Here is a 15,422-nt window from a genome sequence, read left to right on the forward strand (position 1 = left end):
AGTCATTCGTTGTAGTGCAATCAGCGGTATGATCAGACACACTGATCCATCAGTGAAAATGTAGAAGGAGAATTGAATGGACGATCTGTTACCCGAGCTATGTGACCAGTATCCTGATCTGGTCAGGGTGGTTGAGCCTATGTTTGTTAATTTCGGAGGTCGTGAAAGCTTTGGTGGTGAAATAGTCACCATCAAGGCTTATGAGGATAACTCGTTGGTGCGCGAGCAGGTAGCTGAACCGGGTGAGGGCAAAGTACTGGTCGTGGATGGCGGCGGTTCCATGCGTCGGGCGATGCTGGGCGATATGCTGGCAGAGAAGGCCGAGCAGAATGGCTGGGAAGGTATTCTTGTCTATGGCTGTATCCGCGATGTTAATGCGATAGGGATGTTGAATCTGGGGGTGCAGGCGCTGGGCAGCCACCCGATGAAAACCGAAAAGCGTGGTCTGGGAGATCTGAATGTGCCACTCGTGTTTGGTGGTGTGACCTTCATGCCGGGCGAATATGTGTATGCCGATAATAACGGTGTACTGGTGTCGTCACAGAAACTGACTCTGAAAGAGAGTTAATGTTTTACGTGATGAAAAAACATTTTTCTCTTTTAATACAATGACTAATCTTTCTTATGCAATAATTTTAATCAAATTTTCAAAATATTCATTAGCATGAAGCTCGAGACAATGCTAATGTTACAGATAGCGACGTGTCTCTGCAGTATTTAAAGCTTAAATGTACAGGGATTATCAAGATTACGTTGCTGTTGCTCGGTTAAGCTCAATATCACAGTGTCCCCTTCCTGACATCGATATCTGAGTTACAACATGACATTGCAAGACCCTGCCGCTTCACTGGTCACCCCTTCGCCAGTGAAGCGGCTTCTTTTTTATATCAGTAGCTTACTTCGCATTCCTCATTCTTTTTTACCTTGAATGGCAGCTTATTACAGCTGTTAGCCCTGCTCTGTTTAATCTGTGCGTCACAGGTTGCATTCAACCAGTACTGAAGTAGCATTAAACTAATCAGATCAGCCCTTTAGTATAGTGATCATGTACCAGGGGTTGGTGCTCGATGTCTGGTGGAAACAGGGGGCTTAGATGAATGCATCATATACGATAGAACCGGTCCAGACGGCCGTATCCCGCCAGACTGATTCCGCACTTGCCGCCAGTGATCTGGCAGCTCAATTATCCGATCCGGCATTGGGGTTTGTGCTGTTCTTCTGTTCAGCTGAGTATAACCTTGTCTCACTGGCCAGGTCTCTTGAGCAGTCGTTAGTGGGTATTAAAGTCATTGGTTGTACGACTGCCGGCGAGATCACTGCACAAGGGTATGAGCAGCACTCGATCACGGCCCTGGGATTTAATCGACACTGTTTTGCGGTAGATGCCGCACTGATTGAATCCTTGGATCAGTTTGGTCTGGTGCAGGCTCAGGCTCTGACAGAGTCACTGATCGCCCGCTGCCTTGAGCATCGTGTTGCACCCATCAAAGGCCACAGCTTTGCCATAACCCTGCTGGATGGCCTGTCCAGTCAGGAGGAGATGGTGTTGCTGGCGCTTAATTCGGCACTTGGTAGTATTCCGCATTTTGGTGGCTCAGCCGGTGATGATATCCATCTGGCCAACACTCATGTCTATTTTGATGGAGAGTTCCATACGAAAGCGGCAGTCGTTATTCTGATCAACACTCTGCTGGATTTCGAGGTCTTCACGACCCACCATATGCTTCCCCTGCAACAAAAGTTCATCGTTACCCAGGCAGATCCTGCCACGCGCACCGTGTTTGAGTTGAATGCTGAGCCTGCCGCCGAGGAGTATGCGCGTCTGGTGGGTGTGCCGGTGGCAGAGCTGGATCATCAGATATTCGCACTTAACCCTCTGGCGGTACGCATCGGACAGGAGTTTTATGTGCGCTCCATTCAGCGCGTCAATCTGGATCTGAGTCTGACTTTCTATTGCGCCGTGGAGAATGGCATAGTGCTTACGGCTATGGAGCCAGGCGATATGCTGCCCAATCTTGAAGCTGAGTTTCAACGCATAGAAGCCCAGATAGGGGCACCATTGATTACCCTGGGCTGCGACTGTTTTCTGCGCAAGCTGGAAGCGCAGTGTCGGGGAACCCTGACTGAAACATCCGATTTTCTGGTCCGGTATCGTGTCGTGGGGTTCAATACCTATGGCGAACAGTTCGATGGCATGCATATCAATCAGACCTTTACCGGCGTGGTGATCGGCAGGAGTCAGCGCTATGTCTGATGCGGATCGTATCAGACAGCTTGAGCAGCGCGTCGAGGTGCTGGAATATGAAAACGCCAAGCTGGAGCGCATGAAAAATGCTCTGATCGAGCGGGTCGAGGGGAGCAGTGGCAGTGCGTTGCGAGCAGATGCCTATGCGGCTTTTGAGCACTCGGTGGTGCTGGCCGAGCAGGTGCGTGAGCGCACCGAGGCGCTGAACACGGCCCTGGCAGATCTCAAGCAGAGTAATGAATCGCTCAAACGCGCTAACCATGAGGCTGCGATAGCACATCAGCGCCTTATCGATGCTATCGAAAGTATATCCGATGCGTTCGTCCTGTTTGATCGTGAGCGCCGGATCGTCCTGTTCAACAGCAAGTTTCGTCAGTACTGGGCCGGCACCGGCACGGAGATTGAGTGCGGCATTACTATCTCGGATGTCAAACGTCTGGCATACGAGCGGGGGTTGATAGCAGAGGAGCAGATCGGTCACGACCATGCAACGGTCTATCGACTTTCCAACGGTCGTTGGGTGCAGATGAGTGAGCGGATCACCGGAGATGATGGCTTGGTCATCCTGTATAACGATATCACCGCACTCAAGGCCAGTGAGGCGGCTCAGCGCGAGCAGGCACTGGCACAACAGCATGCAGAAACCCTGCGTGAGAGCGAACGCTGGATTCGCCTGATTACGGATCATGTCCCCGCTTTGATCGCCTATGTCGGCGATGATCTCTGTTATCAGTTTACCAATCAGGTTTATGACGACTGGTATGGTTGGCCCCGTGGTTCTTTGCTGGGTGAAACCATTCAACGGGCCCACGGAGTGCAGCAGTTTGTCAGGCTGCAGCCCTTTATTGAGCAGGCGTTACTGGGTGAGAGTGTCACCTTTGAGATAGATGAGCATAATGCGGCTGGCCAGTTGCGACATATGCTCAAGTCCTATGTACCCAACCGGGAGGCTGATGGGAAAACAGTCGGCTTATTCGTTCTGATTCGTGATATCACTGAGCGCAAGCAGACGGCGCTGGCGCTGCAGGAGGCCTATCAGCACCTGGAACAGCGTGTACGTGAGCGTACCTCCGAGTTGACCGAAGTAAATCAGCAGATGCGCCAGGAGATCGGCGAGCGGCGAGCAGTGGAAGGACGGTTGCGTGAAGCCAAGCGCGAGGCAGAGCAGGCTAACCTGTCAAAAACCAAGTTTCTGGCGGCTGTCAGTCATGACCTTTTGCAACCACTCAATGCAGCGCGCCTTTTCACCAGTGCGCTGCTCGAGCAGCCCGTGTCTGATGATGTGGCATCACTGGTACATTCTGTCAGTCATTCACTGGAGGATGTGGAGAGCTTGTTAGGCACGCTGGTGGATATTTCAAAGCTGGATGCAGGTGTTGTAAAGCCGGACATATCTACCTTTGAAATCAAAGTATTAATGGATAATATTGCTGCAGAATATAAGCATATCGCCAGTACTGAATCTCTCAGTTTCAGCTATCATCCGAGCGCTGCAGTCATCATGAGCGATATGACTCTTCTGGCACGCATCCTGAGGAATCTGCTGTCGAATGCGGTGCGTTATACACCAGCCGGTGGACGCATTCTACTGGGCTGCCGTCGCTCTGCCAGCACATTGAAAATCCAGGTGTGGGACACGGGGTGCGGGATTCCTGAGGATAAGCTTGAAGAGATTTTTCAGGAGTTCAAGCGTGTACAGCAGTTTCGGCCAGTTCAAGATAAGGGGTTGGGGCTGGGGCTTGCCATAGTCGACAAGATATCGAAGATGCTGTCGCATCCGATCAGCGTCCGCTCCGAAGAGGGTAAAGGCTCTCTCTTTACCGTTGAGGTTCCTTTGGGTGTACTGGCCCCGACTGCTGATCAGGTACCTGAAGCTCCGATTGGTCTCGATCAGCTGTTACAAGGCAGCCGCATCTGGATGATCGACAATGATCCGGCTATCTGCAAAGGGATGCAGGTACTGTTGTCCGGTTGGGGATGTGACTTGCGAGTTGCAACTGGCCTGGAGGCACTTCAAGCGCAGTTGGACATAGCGTCCGAAGCTGTCGATCTGCTGATCATGGATTATCATCTGGACAACGATGTCAGTGGCATTGAGGTGGTCAATGAGTTGGTGCGATGTCGTGGTGAGCCACTGCCAGTATTGATGATCACGGCTAACTACAGTAATGAGCTGAAGCAGGAGATACGTGAGCGAGGCTACTTGCTACTGCATAAACCTGTCAGGCCGATGAAGCTCAAGGCAGCGCTGAGTCATATGCTCAAGCCATCAGTTGAAAGATGACAGAATAAATCAACGACGCAGATACTGCGAAAAGTTGATATCGCTGGCTGACAGTATCGCCTGGACTCGGTTATGAACACCCAGCTTCCTGAGAATGGCCGACACATGCGCCTTGACGGTGGTCTCTGCGATACTCAGGTGGTAGGCGATCTGCTTATTGGATTCGCCCTTTGCCATGCGCTCCAGAACCAGTAACTGTCTGCGGGTAAGAGACTCAAGCAGCTCAGGAGGCAGTGGTGTCTGCTTCTGGTTTCTGCTGCGATCAGGATCACTGCGAGTGGAGCGGATAATTTCTGAAGGCAGATACACACTGCCATTGAGAATCTGCGTCAGTGCTCGGGTCATCTCTTCACGGGATGAGGATTTGCTGATGAAGCCGACCGCGCCATAAGTGATCGCCTGAAGAACAATCTGCTTGTCATTCTCTGCCGAGACTATCACCACCGGGATGGTTGGTGCCTGATTTCTCAGACTCATCAATCCGCTCAGTCCATGCATGCCCGGCATATTCAGATCCAACAGTATCAGGTCGATATCATCCTGCTCGATCGCTTGGGCGAGTGCAGTGTCCAGATCATACGTTTCCTGTGTCTGGCTGTCTGGAAAGGCCGCTTGAATAACGTTGGTGATTGCCTCACGAAACAGCGGGTGATCATCAGCTATCAGTATCTTGTACAAGTCTGGTGCTCCTGCTTATCTTTATTATTGCTGACAATTATACAGCATCTACAACCCTGGTCAGATCCAACCGAGGAGTTTCCACCAGAGATAATCCAGCGGCACCAGAAATAACAGGGTAATGGCGACCAGTGGAAAGGTGAGCTTAAGCGTTGAGATCACCGACTCGCGTGCCAGCAGCATTGCGACTACCAGTGGCCCGGATTGATAAGGGAACAGAATAGTAGAAAACCCAATTACCTGCGTCATCAGTACAGCCTCCAGGCTCCAGCCGGACTGCTGTGCGAGATCGCCGGCAATGGGTGTCAGTACTGCGGGCACACCAGGCAGCGTTGTGAGGATGCCGGTCAGGAAAGCGCTCAGAATCAGGGAGACGAAGTTGACGAAATCTCTGCCCGGTGCCAGTGGTAATACATTGATCAGCGCTTCGCCCAGCATGGCGCCAAGCCCGGTGGCATTGATAATGGCGCCCAAACCCAGAATCGCCGAGATAAACAGAAGAATGCCCAGGTTTACCTGAGCGGCAAAGCTTTTGTTGTCGACAACGCCGACACGGGGCAGCAGCAGAAATACTGCTGCACTCAACCCCACCCATGCCGGGTTGATGCCATGAAATGAGTCTGTCATCCAGAAGAGCAGTGCGGCAGACAGCACCATAATCAGCAGCTTCTGAGCGCTATTGAGAGCGCTGGGCAGGCTGACATCACTCGGGTGAGGCTTAACCTGATCAGGGAAAAAACGCAGGATCAACCAGATCACCAGTGCCGCCTTCACCACACCGAGCAGAGGGAAGTGCAGCAGCAGGTAGGAGGTATAGTTGAAGCTGGTGCCATAAATGGTTTCAGCAGCGCCGACCAGCACCATATTGGGAATGTTGGAGGGCAAAATGGCAAAGGTTGGCAGGTGACAACCAAAGGCTGCGGCCAGCGCAACGCCAGTACGCCCTTTGCTGCCGGATACGAGTTGGCATCGATCGGCCAGGGCCATGGCGATAGGTACCATCATCACGGCGCGACCGATAGAGGAGGGCATGAAAAAACCCAGTACCACGCAGGCGATGACGATACCGCTGATCAGCATCGGGTAGCTGTGCTCAAGGTTGCGTCCAAGCGTACCGGCGATGCGATCACCAAGGCCGGTATCCTTGATGGCAGCGCCCAGCACCATGCCGGAGAAGATCAACCAGATCGCTGTCGATGTAAAGCCGGAGAACACAACAGATGCATCGGCGACATTAAACAACATCGCCGCCAGAAAAAACAACAGGGCAGTCAGGTACTCCGGCAGCAACGCCGTTGCCCAGAGGGTGATGGCCATAATGACCAGACTCAGGGCAAGAGTTTGCTCCTGTGACAGCATGGCAGGTGGGAACAGCACCAGTACCAGGCACGCTAATGCCATTATGATGACCAGTAGAGGCTGTATCCTGAATGTCATGACTATACCTTTATCATCAAATATTTACAGACAACTATTAATGCGCAGCCTTCTCGACTTTTTCTGCCTGCTTCTGTAGCCGATACATCTTCTGATAGCGTCCTTTCGGATGTGTCATCAACTCTTTGTGACTTCCCATCTCGACCAGTTCGCCCTGTGACAGCACCAGAATCTGATCTGCATCGCGAATGGTCGACAAGCGATGGGCTACAACGATCAAAGTCACCTCACCACGCAGGTCGTTAAGGGCACGCTGCACCACCTGCTCTGTTTCACTGTCGACATTGGCTGTAGCTTCATCCAGCAGCAGAATTCTGGGAGCGGCGGCCAGCGCTCTGGCAATGATCAACTGCTGTCGCTGTCCGGCAGAGAGGCGAGTGCCTCGTTCACCCAGATAGGTATCATATCCCTCGGGCATCGCTTCGATGAACCTGTCCAGATGCGCTTTTCGGGCTGCTGCTTCAATCTGCTCACGCGGGAGATGGCGGCCCATATCGATATTGTCATGGATCGTCCCGGACATGATAAAGGGTTCTTGTGGAATAAACCCGATACCCAGTCGCAGGGCCTCATGCCCATATTCGGCCAGTGGGCGATCATCGATGCAGATCTTACCGCTCTGGGGTTGATAAAAGTTCAGAATCAGCTTCAGCAGTGTGCTCTTGCCACTGCCGGTATGGCCTGCAATCGCATAGAACTGTCCCGCCGGGATTGTGACCGACAGATTTTTTATGGCGGGTTTGTCTGCCTCAAAACTGAAATCAAGATTAGTCAATGCCAGTGAACCGTGATCAATGGCCAGTGAGCTGTCGGGATAGTGCTCCTGAGGTTCCTGCAGCAGCGTGTGGACTCGGCCACCAGCAACAATCGCCTGCTGGTACAGATTGAAGCGTTGAGTGATCTCGGCCAGTGGCTCGGTAAAACGTCCCAGATAGTTAATGAAGGCATAGAGCACGCCGATTTCGGCAACCCCCATTACAACCTGTGTGCCGAACAGATGCAGAATACCCGCTATCACCAGCACGCTGATCAGGTCAATGGCAGGGCGCAACAGAGCAGCGCCAACCTTGACTGTGCGCATTCGAGCTTTGTAATAGTGGCCGTTCAGTTGTTCAAAACGTTCCGTGAAACGCTGTTGCTGATTCACGGCCTGGATCACATCCATCCCGGCAATCGATTCACTGATCTGAGCATTGATATCGGATCTGAGCTGGCGAGTACGCGCGACGGCAGCACCACTGAGTCGCTGGTAGATATAGATAACTGCAATGATGGTTGGAATCAAAGTCAGGGCGATCAGCATCAATTGCACATCCAGCAGAGCCATCGCGATGATGATGCCGATCAGGAGTATCACATTGCTCAACACCACCGATAAAAACTGCACATACAGATCCTTGATCGCTTCGGTGTCGTTGGTAATGCGGCTGACCAGCTGCCCGGTGATGGCATGATCAAAATAGCGCATCGGCACCTTGAGCACATGTGCAAACACGCGTTGTCGGATATCCAGCACGGCGGCCAATGCCATATCGGTGAACTTCAGGGTCTGATGGTATCTCAACCAGGCCGCCAGCAGCTGACTGACCAGATACGCCACCAGAAGACCAGCCAGAGGCGCAACCGCAAAGTTGTTCTGCATCAGATAGTCATCAATGAAGATCTTCGCCAGAATCGGGCCAAGCACATCGGCTGCGGTTGCCAGTAGCAGGAATCCTACCGCCTTGAACAGTAACCTGCGGTCACGATGGATGTAGTCGAACAGCAGACGAAATGCCGAGTGACGACTGTCTTTGTCCAGAGTCGCTTCTGTTGTGGAGTCATGCATCCAGGGTTGCCTCCAGTTTCTGATACACCCACATTCTGGCGTACCAACCATCCTGCCTGATCAACTCGCTATGCGACCCGCGCTCACTGACATGTCCCTGTGTCAGTACCAGAATCTCATCGGCGTGCTCCAGTGCAGACAGGCGGTGGCTTATGATGATGGCACTCGACTTTGATGTCGGGTTCTGGTCAGACTGATGGCGCTGACGCTGTTGCAGATGTGCGATAATCTGCTGCTCCGTTTCAACATCGACTGCCGACAGGGCATCGTCCAGAATCAGCAGTGGCGCACCGCTGAGCAGTGCGCGTGCAATCGCCAGACGCTGGCGCTGTCCACCGGATAGCGTCATGCCTCGCTCACCGACAGGAGTTTCATAACCCTGTTTGAAGCGCAGGATGTCCTCATGGATGGCGGCTGTTCTGGCGGCTGCTTCTATCTCCTCGCGGCTGGCATCGGGTCGGGCGAGGGCGATGTTGTCGGCAATACTCATGCTGAACAGAAAAGGCTCCTGAGGCACATAAGCAAAGCAGCGTCGCAGCTCCTGAAGGGGATAGGCTGACAAGGGCTGGTCTCCCAGCAGTAACTGATCTGTTTCGGCGCTTTCGCGATAGCGCATGATTAACTGAATCAGGGTCGTTTTGCCTGCACCTGTTGGCCCCGCGATGCCGAGTACCTGTCCTGATGGAAGGTTGAAGCTGATGTCATCCAGTGTGGCTTCATGACCACCGGGATAGGTGAAACTCAGCGCTCTGGCCTCCAGTGAAAGGTCGCTTACTGTCGCGGTACCCTGGTCAACTATTTCATCCGGCTTGATCAGCATCTCATCTACACGTTTGAAGGCGGCACTGCCGCGTTCAATGATATTGAGCAACCAGCCGAAGGCAAACATCGGCCAGATCAACTGACCGAGATAAAGTGTAAACGTGGTCAGCTCTCCAACCGTCAACTCGTTGCGCGCGATCAACCAGCCGCCACACCCCAGCGTCAGCAGCACCGCCATGGTGAGGCAGATAAAGATCACCGGATCGTAGAGCGCTTCACTGCGTGCAACCTTGTAATTACTGCGTGCAGCACCCTCGGCCAACTGATTGAAGGTGGCAGACTCAGATGCCTCGAGTCCCATCGCCTTGACCAGTGCGATGCCCGATAGTGCCTCCTGAGTTTTGTCATTCAATGCAGAGAAACGCTCAAGCGCTTCACGAAACTGATGATGAATCGCATTGGATATTCGATAGAAAGCAATACCCATCAGAGGGAAGGGGAGCAGAGCCAGTGCCGCCAGACGCCAGTCGATCAGTGCGAACATCATCACCAGCACCAGTACAAAAGTGAGTAGCCCGTCAAAGCCCGACAACACGCCTTCACCTGCGGCCAGTTCAACCGCATCAATATCGTTGGTTGCACGGGCCATCAGGTCGCCAGTGTTATGGCTACTGAAAAAACGCTGGCCCTGATGAGTCAGGCGGATATAAAAGCGAGAGCGCAACAGGTTGCCAAGGCGGTAAGAGGTACCAAACAGAATCCAGCGCCAGGCCACACGCAGCAGATAAATAGTTACGCCCAGTACCAGCAGGAAAAAAAGTGTCTGGTAATGTTCGGCGGTCAGTCCGTTGCCGGTATGGTTCATCAAGGTATCGATGCTGCGGCCTATCAACCAGGGGATTGTCAGGCTCAGCACCGCCACCAGTGTCAGCATTACCAGTGCAATCAGATAAGTGCGCCAGTTGTCTTTGAAAAACCAGGCGAGATGACGAAACAGTGCCATTGTGCATTCCAGTGCATATCAGCGAAGAGGCGATTATGCCTGCTGAGCAACCATCTGCCAATCTGACCCTTGCCATCTCCATGATGGACAAGTGTCAGATACATACTATAAGAAATACTAATGCAATAGCGTAAGTGATTGTAATGATGTTTGCCCCACCATTTTTCCGTGACTAGTATCGGTTGCAGGTGGTGGTGAAGTTGCACCATCTGGTCATGCACTTTTCAGGTGCTGACAACTACCAAAAAAAATAAAGGGACCGTGCAATGCCACAAGTCATCAGGGCCTATGTGCGCTATGTGGATGCAGTTAATCGGGCTGTTGGCCGGTTTGCCATGTGTCTGATTTTTGTCATGATGGGTATTCTTTTGTACTCGTCCATATCGAAGACGTTCTTCGTTCCCGCACTCTGGACCATGGAAATGGCCCAGTTCACGATGGTGGCTTACTACCTGCTGGGTGGCAGCTACTCCATGCAGATGGGTACTCATGTGCGAATGGATCTGCTTTATGGCATGTGGTCGGATCGCACCAAAGCCTGGGTCGATTGTTTCACCATTTTTTTCCTGATTTTCTATCTCGGTGTTCTTCTCTACGGCGGTTTTAACAGTACTGAGTATTCTCTTCAGTATGGTGAGCGCAGTAATTCAGCCTGGCGACCCTATCTGGGGCCAATCAAGATCATCGCCTGTATCGGCATCTTCCTCATGTTACTGCAGGCGTTTGCCATGCTGTTTAAAGATATTGCCAAAATCAAAGGAGAAGAGCTCTGATGAGCTATGAAATGATCGCGTTGATGATGTTTGCCTCCATGATGCTGATGCTCATGACGGGGCAGCGCGTATTTGCAGCCATTGGAATAGTTGGTGTAGTGGCCTCCATGGTGCTGTGGGGAACTGGCGGCTCGGAGATCGCCTTCTCCGCCTCGATGAAGCTGATGGGCTGGTATCCACTACTTACTCTGCCTCTGTTTATCTATATGGGCTTCATGCTCTCTGAATCAGGTCTGGCCAACGATCTGTATGACATGTTTCATGTCTGGTTCGGCTCGTTGAAAGGGGGCCTGGCTGTGGGCACCATCGTGATGATGGTGGTGGTATCGGCGATGAACGGTTTAAGCGTCGCAGGTATGGCGATCGGTGCAACGATTGCACTGCCGGAGCTGTTGCGCCGTGGTTATGACAAGATCATGGTCACCGGGGTGATACAGGCGGGTAGCTCACTCGGGATTCTGGTACCACCAAGTGTTGTATTGGTGCTCTATGGAATGATTGCGCGTCAGCCGGTTGGACAGTTGTGGCTGGCCGGTGCAATACCAGGCCTGATGATGGCGGGTATGTTTATCCTCTATATTGTGATCCGCTGCAGGCTGCAGCCATCACTCGGCCCGGCACTACCAGCCGATGAGCGCAACATACCGATGCTGCAAAAACTCAAGCTGTTGCAGGCGGGGATCGTGCCCTTCGCTATATTCTTCTGCATGACAGGTTTGTTCCTGATGGGCTATACCAGCCTGGTTGAAAGCTCGGCCGTCGGCGCTGGGGCTGCTACTGTCGCTGCACTGGTCAAGCGCCGCCTCTCCTGGAAAGTGCTGGAAGCGACCGTGCGAAAAACGCTGGGCGTGAGCTGCATGTTCATGTGGATCATTCTGGCAGCCATGTGCTTTGGTGCCGTATTCGATGGCTTGGGCGCCGTACGCGCCGTGCAGGGACTCTTCCTCGATCAGTTGGGGCTTGGTCCCTGGCAGGTATTGATTCTGATGCAGCTCTCATTCCTGCTGATGGGCACCTTTCTGGATGATACGGCGATGCTGGTCATCGTTGCACCGCTCTATGTTCCGCTGGTGGCAGCACTTGGATTTGATCTGATCTGGTATGGCGTGCTCTACACCATCACCTGTCAGATCGCCTATATGACACCGCCATTTGGCTACAATCTTTTTCTGATGCGCGCGATGGCTCCTCCGGAAGTAGGGCTGATGGATATTTACCGCTCCATCATTCCGTTTGTGATGATCATGGTGCTGGCGCTCGCGATGGTAATGATATTCCCGCAGATCGCACTGTGGCTGCCGAGTTTGCACTATGGTTAAAAGCAGACATGTTTGAAAGCTGGCTGGTTAAAATCAGGCCTGTTTTGAAAGTAAAGACTGAGAAAAAACATAATGTCATGTAACCGTAAAAAAGCGAGGTATTCATCCTCACAGGAGGATGGAAAATAAATCCGGTGGCCATCAAGCCACATCAATAAAAAAGGGATCCAGAACAATGACTAGCAGACGCGACTTTTTAAAAAAAGCAGGTGTGGCCGGTGTGGCTGGTGCAACCTTGGGCGCTCCGGCGATTGTGCAGGCACAGCGCAAAATCCGCTGGCGCCTTCAGACCTATGCAGGGCCAGCTCTGGGCGAACATGTTATCAAACCCTCCATCGATGCTTTCAACAAAGCTGCCAATGGCGAGATGGAGATCGAACTTTATTATGCGGACCAGTTGGTGCCCACCAATGAGCTGTTCCGTGCGATGCAGCGCGGTACGATAGATGCTGTTCAGTCAGATGATGACTCCATTGCTGCGCCGGTCGATATCTCGGTATTCGGCGGCTACTTCCCCTTTGGGACCCGTTACAGTCTGGACGTGCCAGTGCTGTTCAACGACTGGGGCCTGAACGAGATCTGGGAAGAAGCCTATGGCGAGATTGATGGTGTCACCTGGCTCGGTGCCGGTGCCTGGGACCCATGCCACTTTGCGACTAAAGAGCCGATTCGCAGCCTGGAAGATCTTCGCGGTAAACGTATCTTCACCTTCCCGACGGCCGGGCGTTTCCTCAGCCGTTTTGGTGTGGTGCCAGTGAATCTGCCCTGGGAAGATATCGAAGTTGCGATGCAGACAGGTGAGCTGGACGGTATCGCCTGGTCCGGTATCACCGAGGACTACACCGTGGGTTGGGCAGATGTCACCAGCTACTTCCTCACCAACAACATCTCAGGAGCCTGGTGTGGCTCTTATTTTGCCAACTCCAAAAAATGGGACGAGCTGCCGGATCATCTCAAGGAGCTGTTCAAACTCTGTATGGACAGTTCTCACTACTACCGCCAGCACTGGTATTGGGGTGGTGAAGCACGCCTGCGTACCGAAGGCACCAAGCTTGAGCTGACCAGTATCCCGGATGCTGAATGGGCAACAGTGGAAGCTGAAGCACTCAAGTTCTGGGACGAGATTGCTGAGACCAGCCCACGCTGCGCTCGCGTGGTACAGATCTTCAAGGACTATAACGCCTTGATGGCTAAAGCAGGTCGCCCTTACCGCTACAGCTGATCTCCCTCTGCCGCCAGCCGGGTGCTGCACTACTTTTGCTCGGCTGCGCGGCCTTTTCTCCCGCCTTTGACATGCTAGAATGGTTTTTTACTATTTCATGGAGTGGTGTGGATGTCCGTTCAGCAAGCCTATAGCCAGACATTGGCCTTGATAGATTCAGCCAACAGTGCCGACCCGAATCAAGCGATCGACAACGGCAACTCCCGTCCTAAAGAGCAGCTTTATGCCGAGCGCATGACCGATATGCTGCTGCGCTTCAAACCCGATGCCGATGAACTTCAGCATCTGGCAGCCAGGGCCCAGCATATTGAACGCTGGAAGACCCCCCGCAGCAATTACCCGATGGATAAACAGGGCTATATGCAGTGGCGAACCGGTCTCTATCGCTATCATGCCGATCGTGTCGGCGAGCTGATGCTGCAAAGCGGCTACGATACTGAATCGATAGAGCGGGTAAAAAAAGCCGTTGGCAAAAAGGGGATCAAGGTTAACCCGGATAGCCAACTGATAGAGGATATCGCCAGTCTGGTGTTTATAGAGCACTACATGTTCGATTTCGCACAGCAGCACCCGGAGTATGATGAAGCCAAATGGATCGGCATCATTCAGAAAACCTGGCGTAAAATGTCGGAACAGGGACAGGCTTTCGCACTCTCGGGCCAGCTCAAACTGCCTGAGCCGCTGGTGCCGGTTATTCAGAAAGCATTGGGAGTCTGATGCTGCCTTCATAGGCCAGATTGGCTCTGACCTGTTGCTGTAGGCATTCCATTCCCTTGATTCAGGAGGAGATACAGCATGGAAAAATTTACAGGCGGCTGTCTATGCGGGGATGTCAGAATTATCGCAACAGGGCAGCCATACCGGGTCGGTATTTGTCACTGTCTCGAATGCCGTAAGCACCATGGTGCTCTGTTTCATGCCTCGACTCGCTTTGAGGAGTAGTCGCCATGAAATGGATCGCCATACTTTTGCTGACTGTGTCAGTTGCTGTAAAAGCCGAAACTGAGCTGGCGTTTCAGTTGTGCTCTTCTTATATTCAGCAATCAGAGGTTGGTGCCCTGAGTGAAGAGGGGCGCTGGCCGGCTTACATCAAACTGACCGAGCTCGGGACCTCAAGTTTTGGTGAATACACCGCAGCTAACGTTGGTAATAAGATACGTTTGATAGTCGATGGCCAGGAGTTTACGAGAGCAGTGATAGTGGTGCCGGTGAATACTGGAAATATTTGGGGCCAGTTCGACACTAAGGAAGAAGCGATGAGGTGGCAGGACGTTCTGACAGGTGGGTTGTCTGCAGATCCGTGTGGACCGAGTTCAAACTAATTTCTTATCAGGATCTCCTAATGAAAGCAGGATAGAAAAGGCACGTATGTCAATCAAGGAAATAGAGGCAAGTGACTGGAAGGGAATTCTGCATGTTCAGGCTGAAGTGTATTCTGATGTAGAGCCAGAGCAGGAGGCGGTGTTACGTCATAAGTGGGAGCATTCTCCTGATAGTTGCTTCGTGTATGAGAAAAATAACACCATATCCGCTTATCTGCTTGCCCACACCTGGGGAGGGGAGGCACCGCCAAAACTGCATGCTTTGTTACCGGCAAAGCTGCAAGGACAGACGCTGTTTCTGCATGATTTGGCTGTCTCTGCCCGGCTGTCAGGTTCAGGAGTCGGATCTGCAATGGTTAATCATCTGGTGCAGATTGCCGCAGCAAACGGCTATGAAAAAATCATGCTGGTTGCGGTACAAAACTCCGCTCCATTCTGGAATAAAATGGGGTTTTCTGAAATGCTCGGCATCCAAGCGTGTCCCAGTTACGGCATTGGATCCAGGGTGATGCAGCGGGCTACCATTGAGGTTGACACCTGATACGATAT

At 52.5% G+C, this 15,422-nt stretch carries 14 protein-coding genes; 10 read left to right on the forward strand and 4 right to left on the reverse strand.

Features of this window, described 5'->3' with window-relative positions; genetic code table 11:
- Positions 1–76 precede the first annotated feature (76 nt).
- The 3 genes from rraA (at position 77) to F7R27_RS07465 (ending at position 4,529) form a co-directional block, all read left to right on the forward strand.
- Complete coding sequence (gene rraA / locus F7R27_RS07455; protein WP_151703595.1) at positions 77–568, forward strand: ribonuclease E activity regulator RraA; 492 nt, start codon at positions 77–79, stop codon at positions 566–568.
- Between the two features lie 525 nt (positions 569–1,093).
- The gene (gene nosP, locus F7R27_RS07460) at positions 1,094–2,254 is read left to right on the forward strand and encodes a nitric oxide-sensing protein NosP (protein WP_151703596.1); all 1,161 of its coding nucleotides are present in this window, start codon (positions 1,094–1,096) and stop codon (positions 2,252–2,254) included.
- Entirely contained in the window at positions 2,247–4,529 is a 2,283-nt protein-coding gene (locus F7R27_RS07465) for a hybrid sensor histidine kinase/response regulator (protein ID WP_151703597.1), read from the forward strand. Before nosP ends, F7R27_RS07465 begins: the two co-directional genes overlap by 8 nt.
- 9 nt (positions 4,530–4,538) lie before the next feature.
- Here the strand turns inward: F7R27_RS07465 and F7R27_RS07470 are convergent, their stop codons facing one another.
- The 4 genes from F7R27_RS07470 to F7R27_RS07485 form a co-directional block, all read right to left on the reverse strand.
- Entirely contained in the window at positions 4,539–5,207 is a 669-nt protein-coding gene (locus tag F7R27_RS07470) for a response regulator (protein ID WP_151703598.1), read from the reverse strand.
- 60 nt (positions 5,208–5,267) lie between these two features.
- Entirely contained in the window at positions 5,268–6,608 is a 1,341-nt protein-coding gene (locus F7R27_RS07475) for an SLC13 family permease (RefSeq protein ID WP_240776282.1), read from the reverse strand.
- 73 nt (positions 6,609–6,681) lie between these two features.
- Positions 6,682–8,472 carry an ABC transporter ATP-binding protein gene (locus F7R27_RS07480; protein ID WP_151703600.1) on the reverse strand — a complete coding sequence of 597 codons (1,791 nt, stop codon included), beginning with the start codon at positions 8,470–8,472 and terminating at the stop codon, positions 6,682–6,684.
- Positions 8,465–10,237, reverse strand: coding sequence for an ABC transporter transmembrane domain-containing protein (locus F7R27_RS07485; RefSeq protein WP_151703601.1), 1,773 nt, complete (start codon positions 10,235–10,237; stop codon positions 8,465–8,467). The genes F7R27_RS07480 and F7R27_RS07485 overlap by 8 nt, the downstream gene beginning before the upstream one ends.
- A gap of 266 nt (positions 10,238–10,503) precedes the next feature.
- Here F7R27_RS07485 and F7R27_RS07490 point away from each other — a divergent pair, with 266 nt between their 5' ends.
- The 7 genes from F7R27_RS07490 (at position 10,504) to F7R27_RS07520 (ending at position 15,414) form a co-directional block, all read left to right on the forward strand.
- Entirely contained in the window at positions 10,504–11,010 is a 507-nt protein-coding gene (locus F7R27_RS07490) for a TRAP transporter small permease subunit (RefSeq protein WP_151703602.1), read from the forward strand.
- Positions 11,010–12,329 carry a TRAP transporter large permease gene (locus F7R27_RS07495; RefSeq protein WP_151703603.1) on the forward strand — a complete coding sequence of 440 codons (1,320 nt, stop codon included), beginning with the start codon at positions 11,010–11,012 and terminating at the stop codon, positions 12,327–12,329. The genes F7R27_RS07490 and F7R27_RS07495 overlap by 1 nt, the downstream gene beginning before the upstream one ends.
- Positions 12,330–12,504: 175 nt before the next feature.
- Positions 12,505–13,551: a twin-arginine translocation signal domain-containing protein gene (locus tag F7R27_RS07500; protein ID WP_151703604.1), complete on the forward strand. Its 1,047-nt coding sequence runs from the start codon at positions 12,505–12,507 to the stop codon at positions 13,549–13,551.
- Between the two features lie 111 nt (positions 13,552–13,662).
- On the forward strand, positions 13,663–14,268 hold the full coding sequence (locus F7R27_RS07505; RefSeq protein WP_151703605.1) for a DUF4202 domain-containing protein: 606 nt from the start codon (positions 13,663–13,665) through the stop codon (positions 14,266–14,268).
- Positions 14,269–14,346: 78 nt separating this feature from the next.
- A complete protein-coding gene (locus F7R27_RS07510) occupies positions 14,347–14,493 on the forward strand; it encodes a GFA family protein (RefSeq protein ID WP_240776287.1) in 147 nt (48 codons plus the stop codon).
- A gap of 5 nt (positions 14,494–14,498) precedes the next feature.
- Positions 14,499–14,873 carry a SecDF P1 head subdomain-containing protein gene (locus tag F7R27_RS07515; protein ID WP_151703606.1) on the forward strand — a complete coding sequence of 125 codons (375 nt, stop codon included), beginning with the start codon at positions 14,499–14,501 and terminating at the stop codon, positions 14,871–14,873.
- Positions 14,874–14,919: 46 nt separating this feature from the next.
- Positions 14,920–15,414 (forward strand): GNAT family N-acetyltransferase, encoded by a 495-nt coding sequence (locus tag F7R27_RS07520; RefSeq protein WP_151703607.1) that lies wholly within the window; start codon positions 14,920–14,922, stop codon positions 15,412–15,414.
- The last annotated feature ends 8 nt before the right edge of the window (positions 15,415–15,422 follow it).

This window comes from Nitrincola alkalilacustris (genome assembly GCF_008973755.1).
Taxonomy (GTDB): Bacteria; Pseudomonadota; Gammaproteobacteria; order Pseudomonadales; family Balneatricaceae; genus Nitrincola; species Nitrincola alkalilacustris.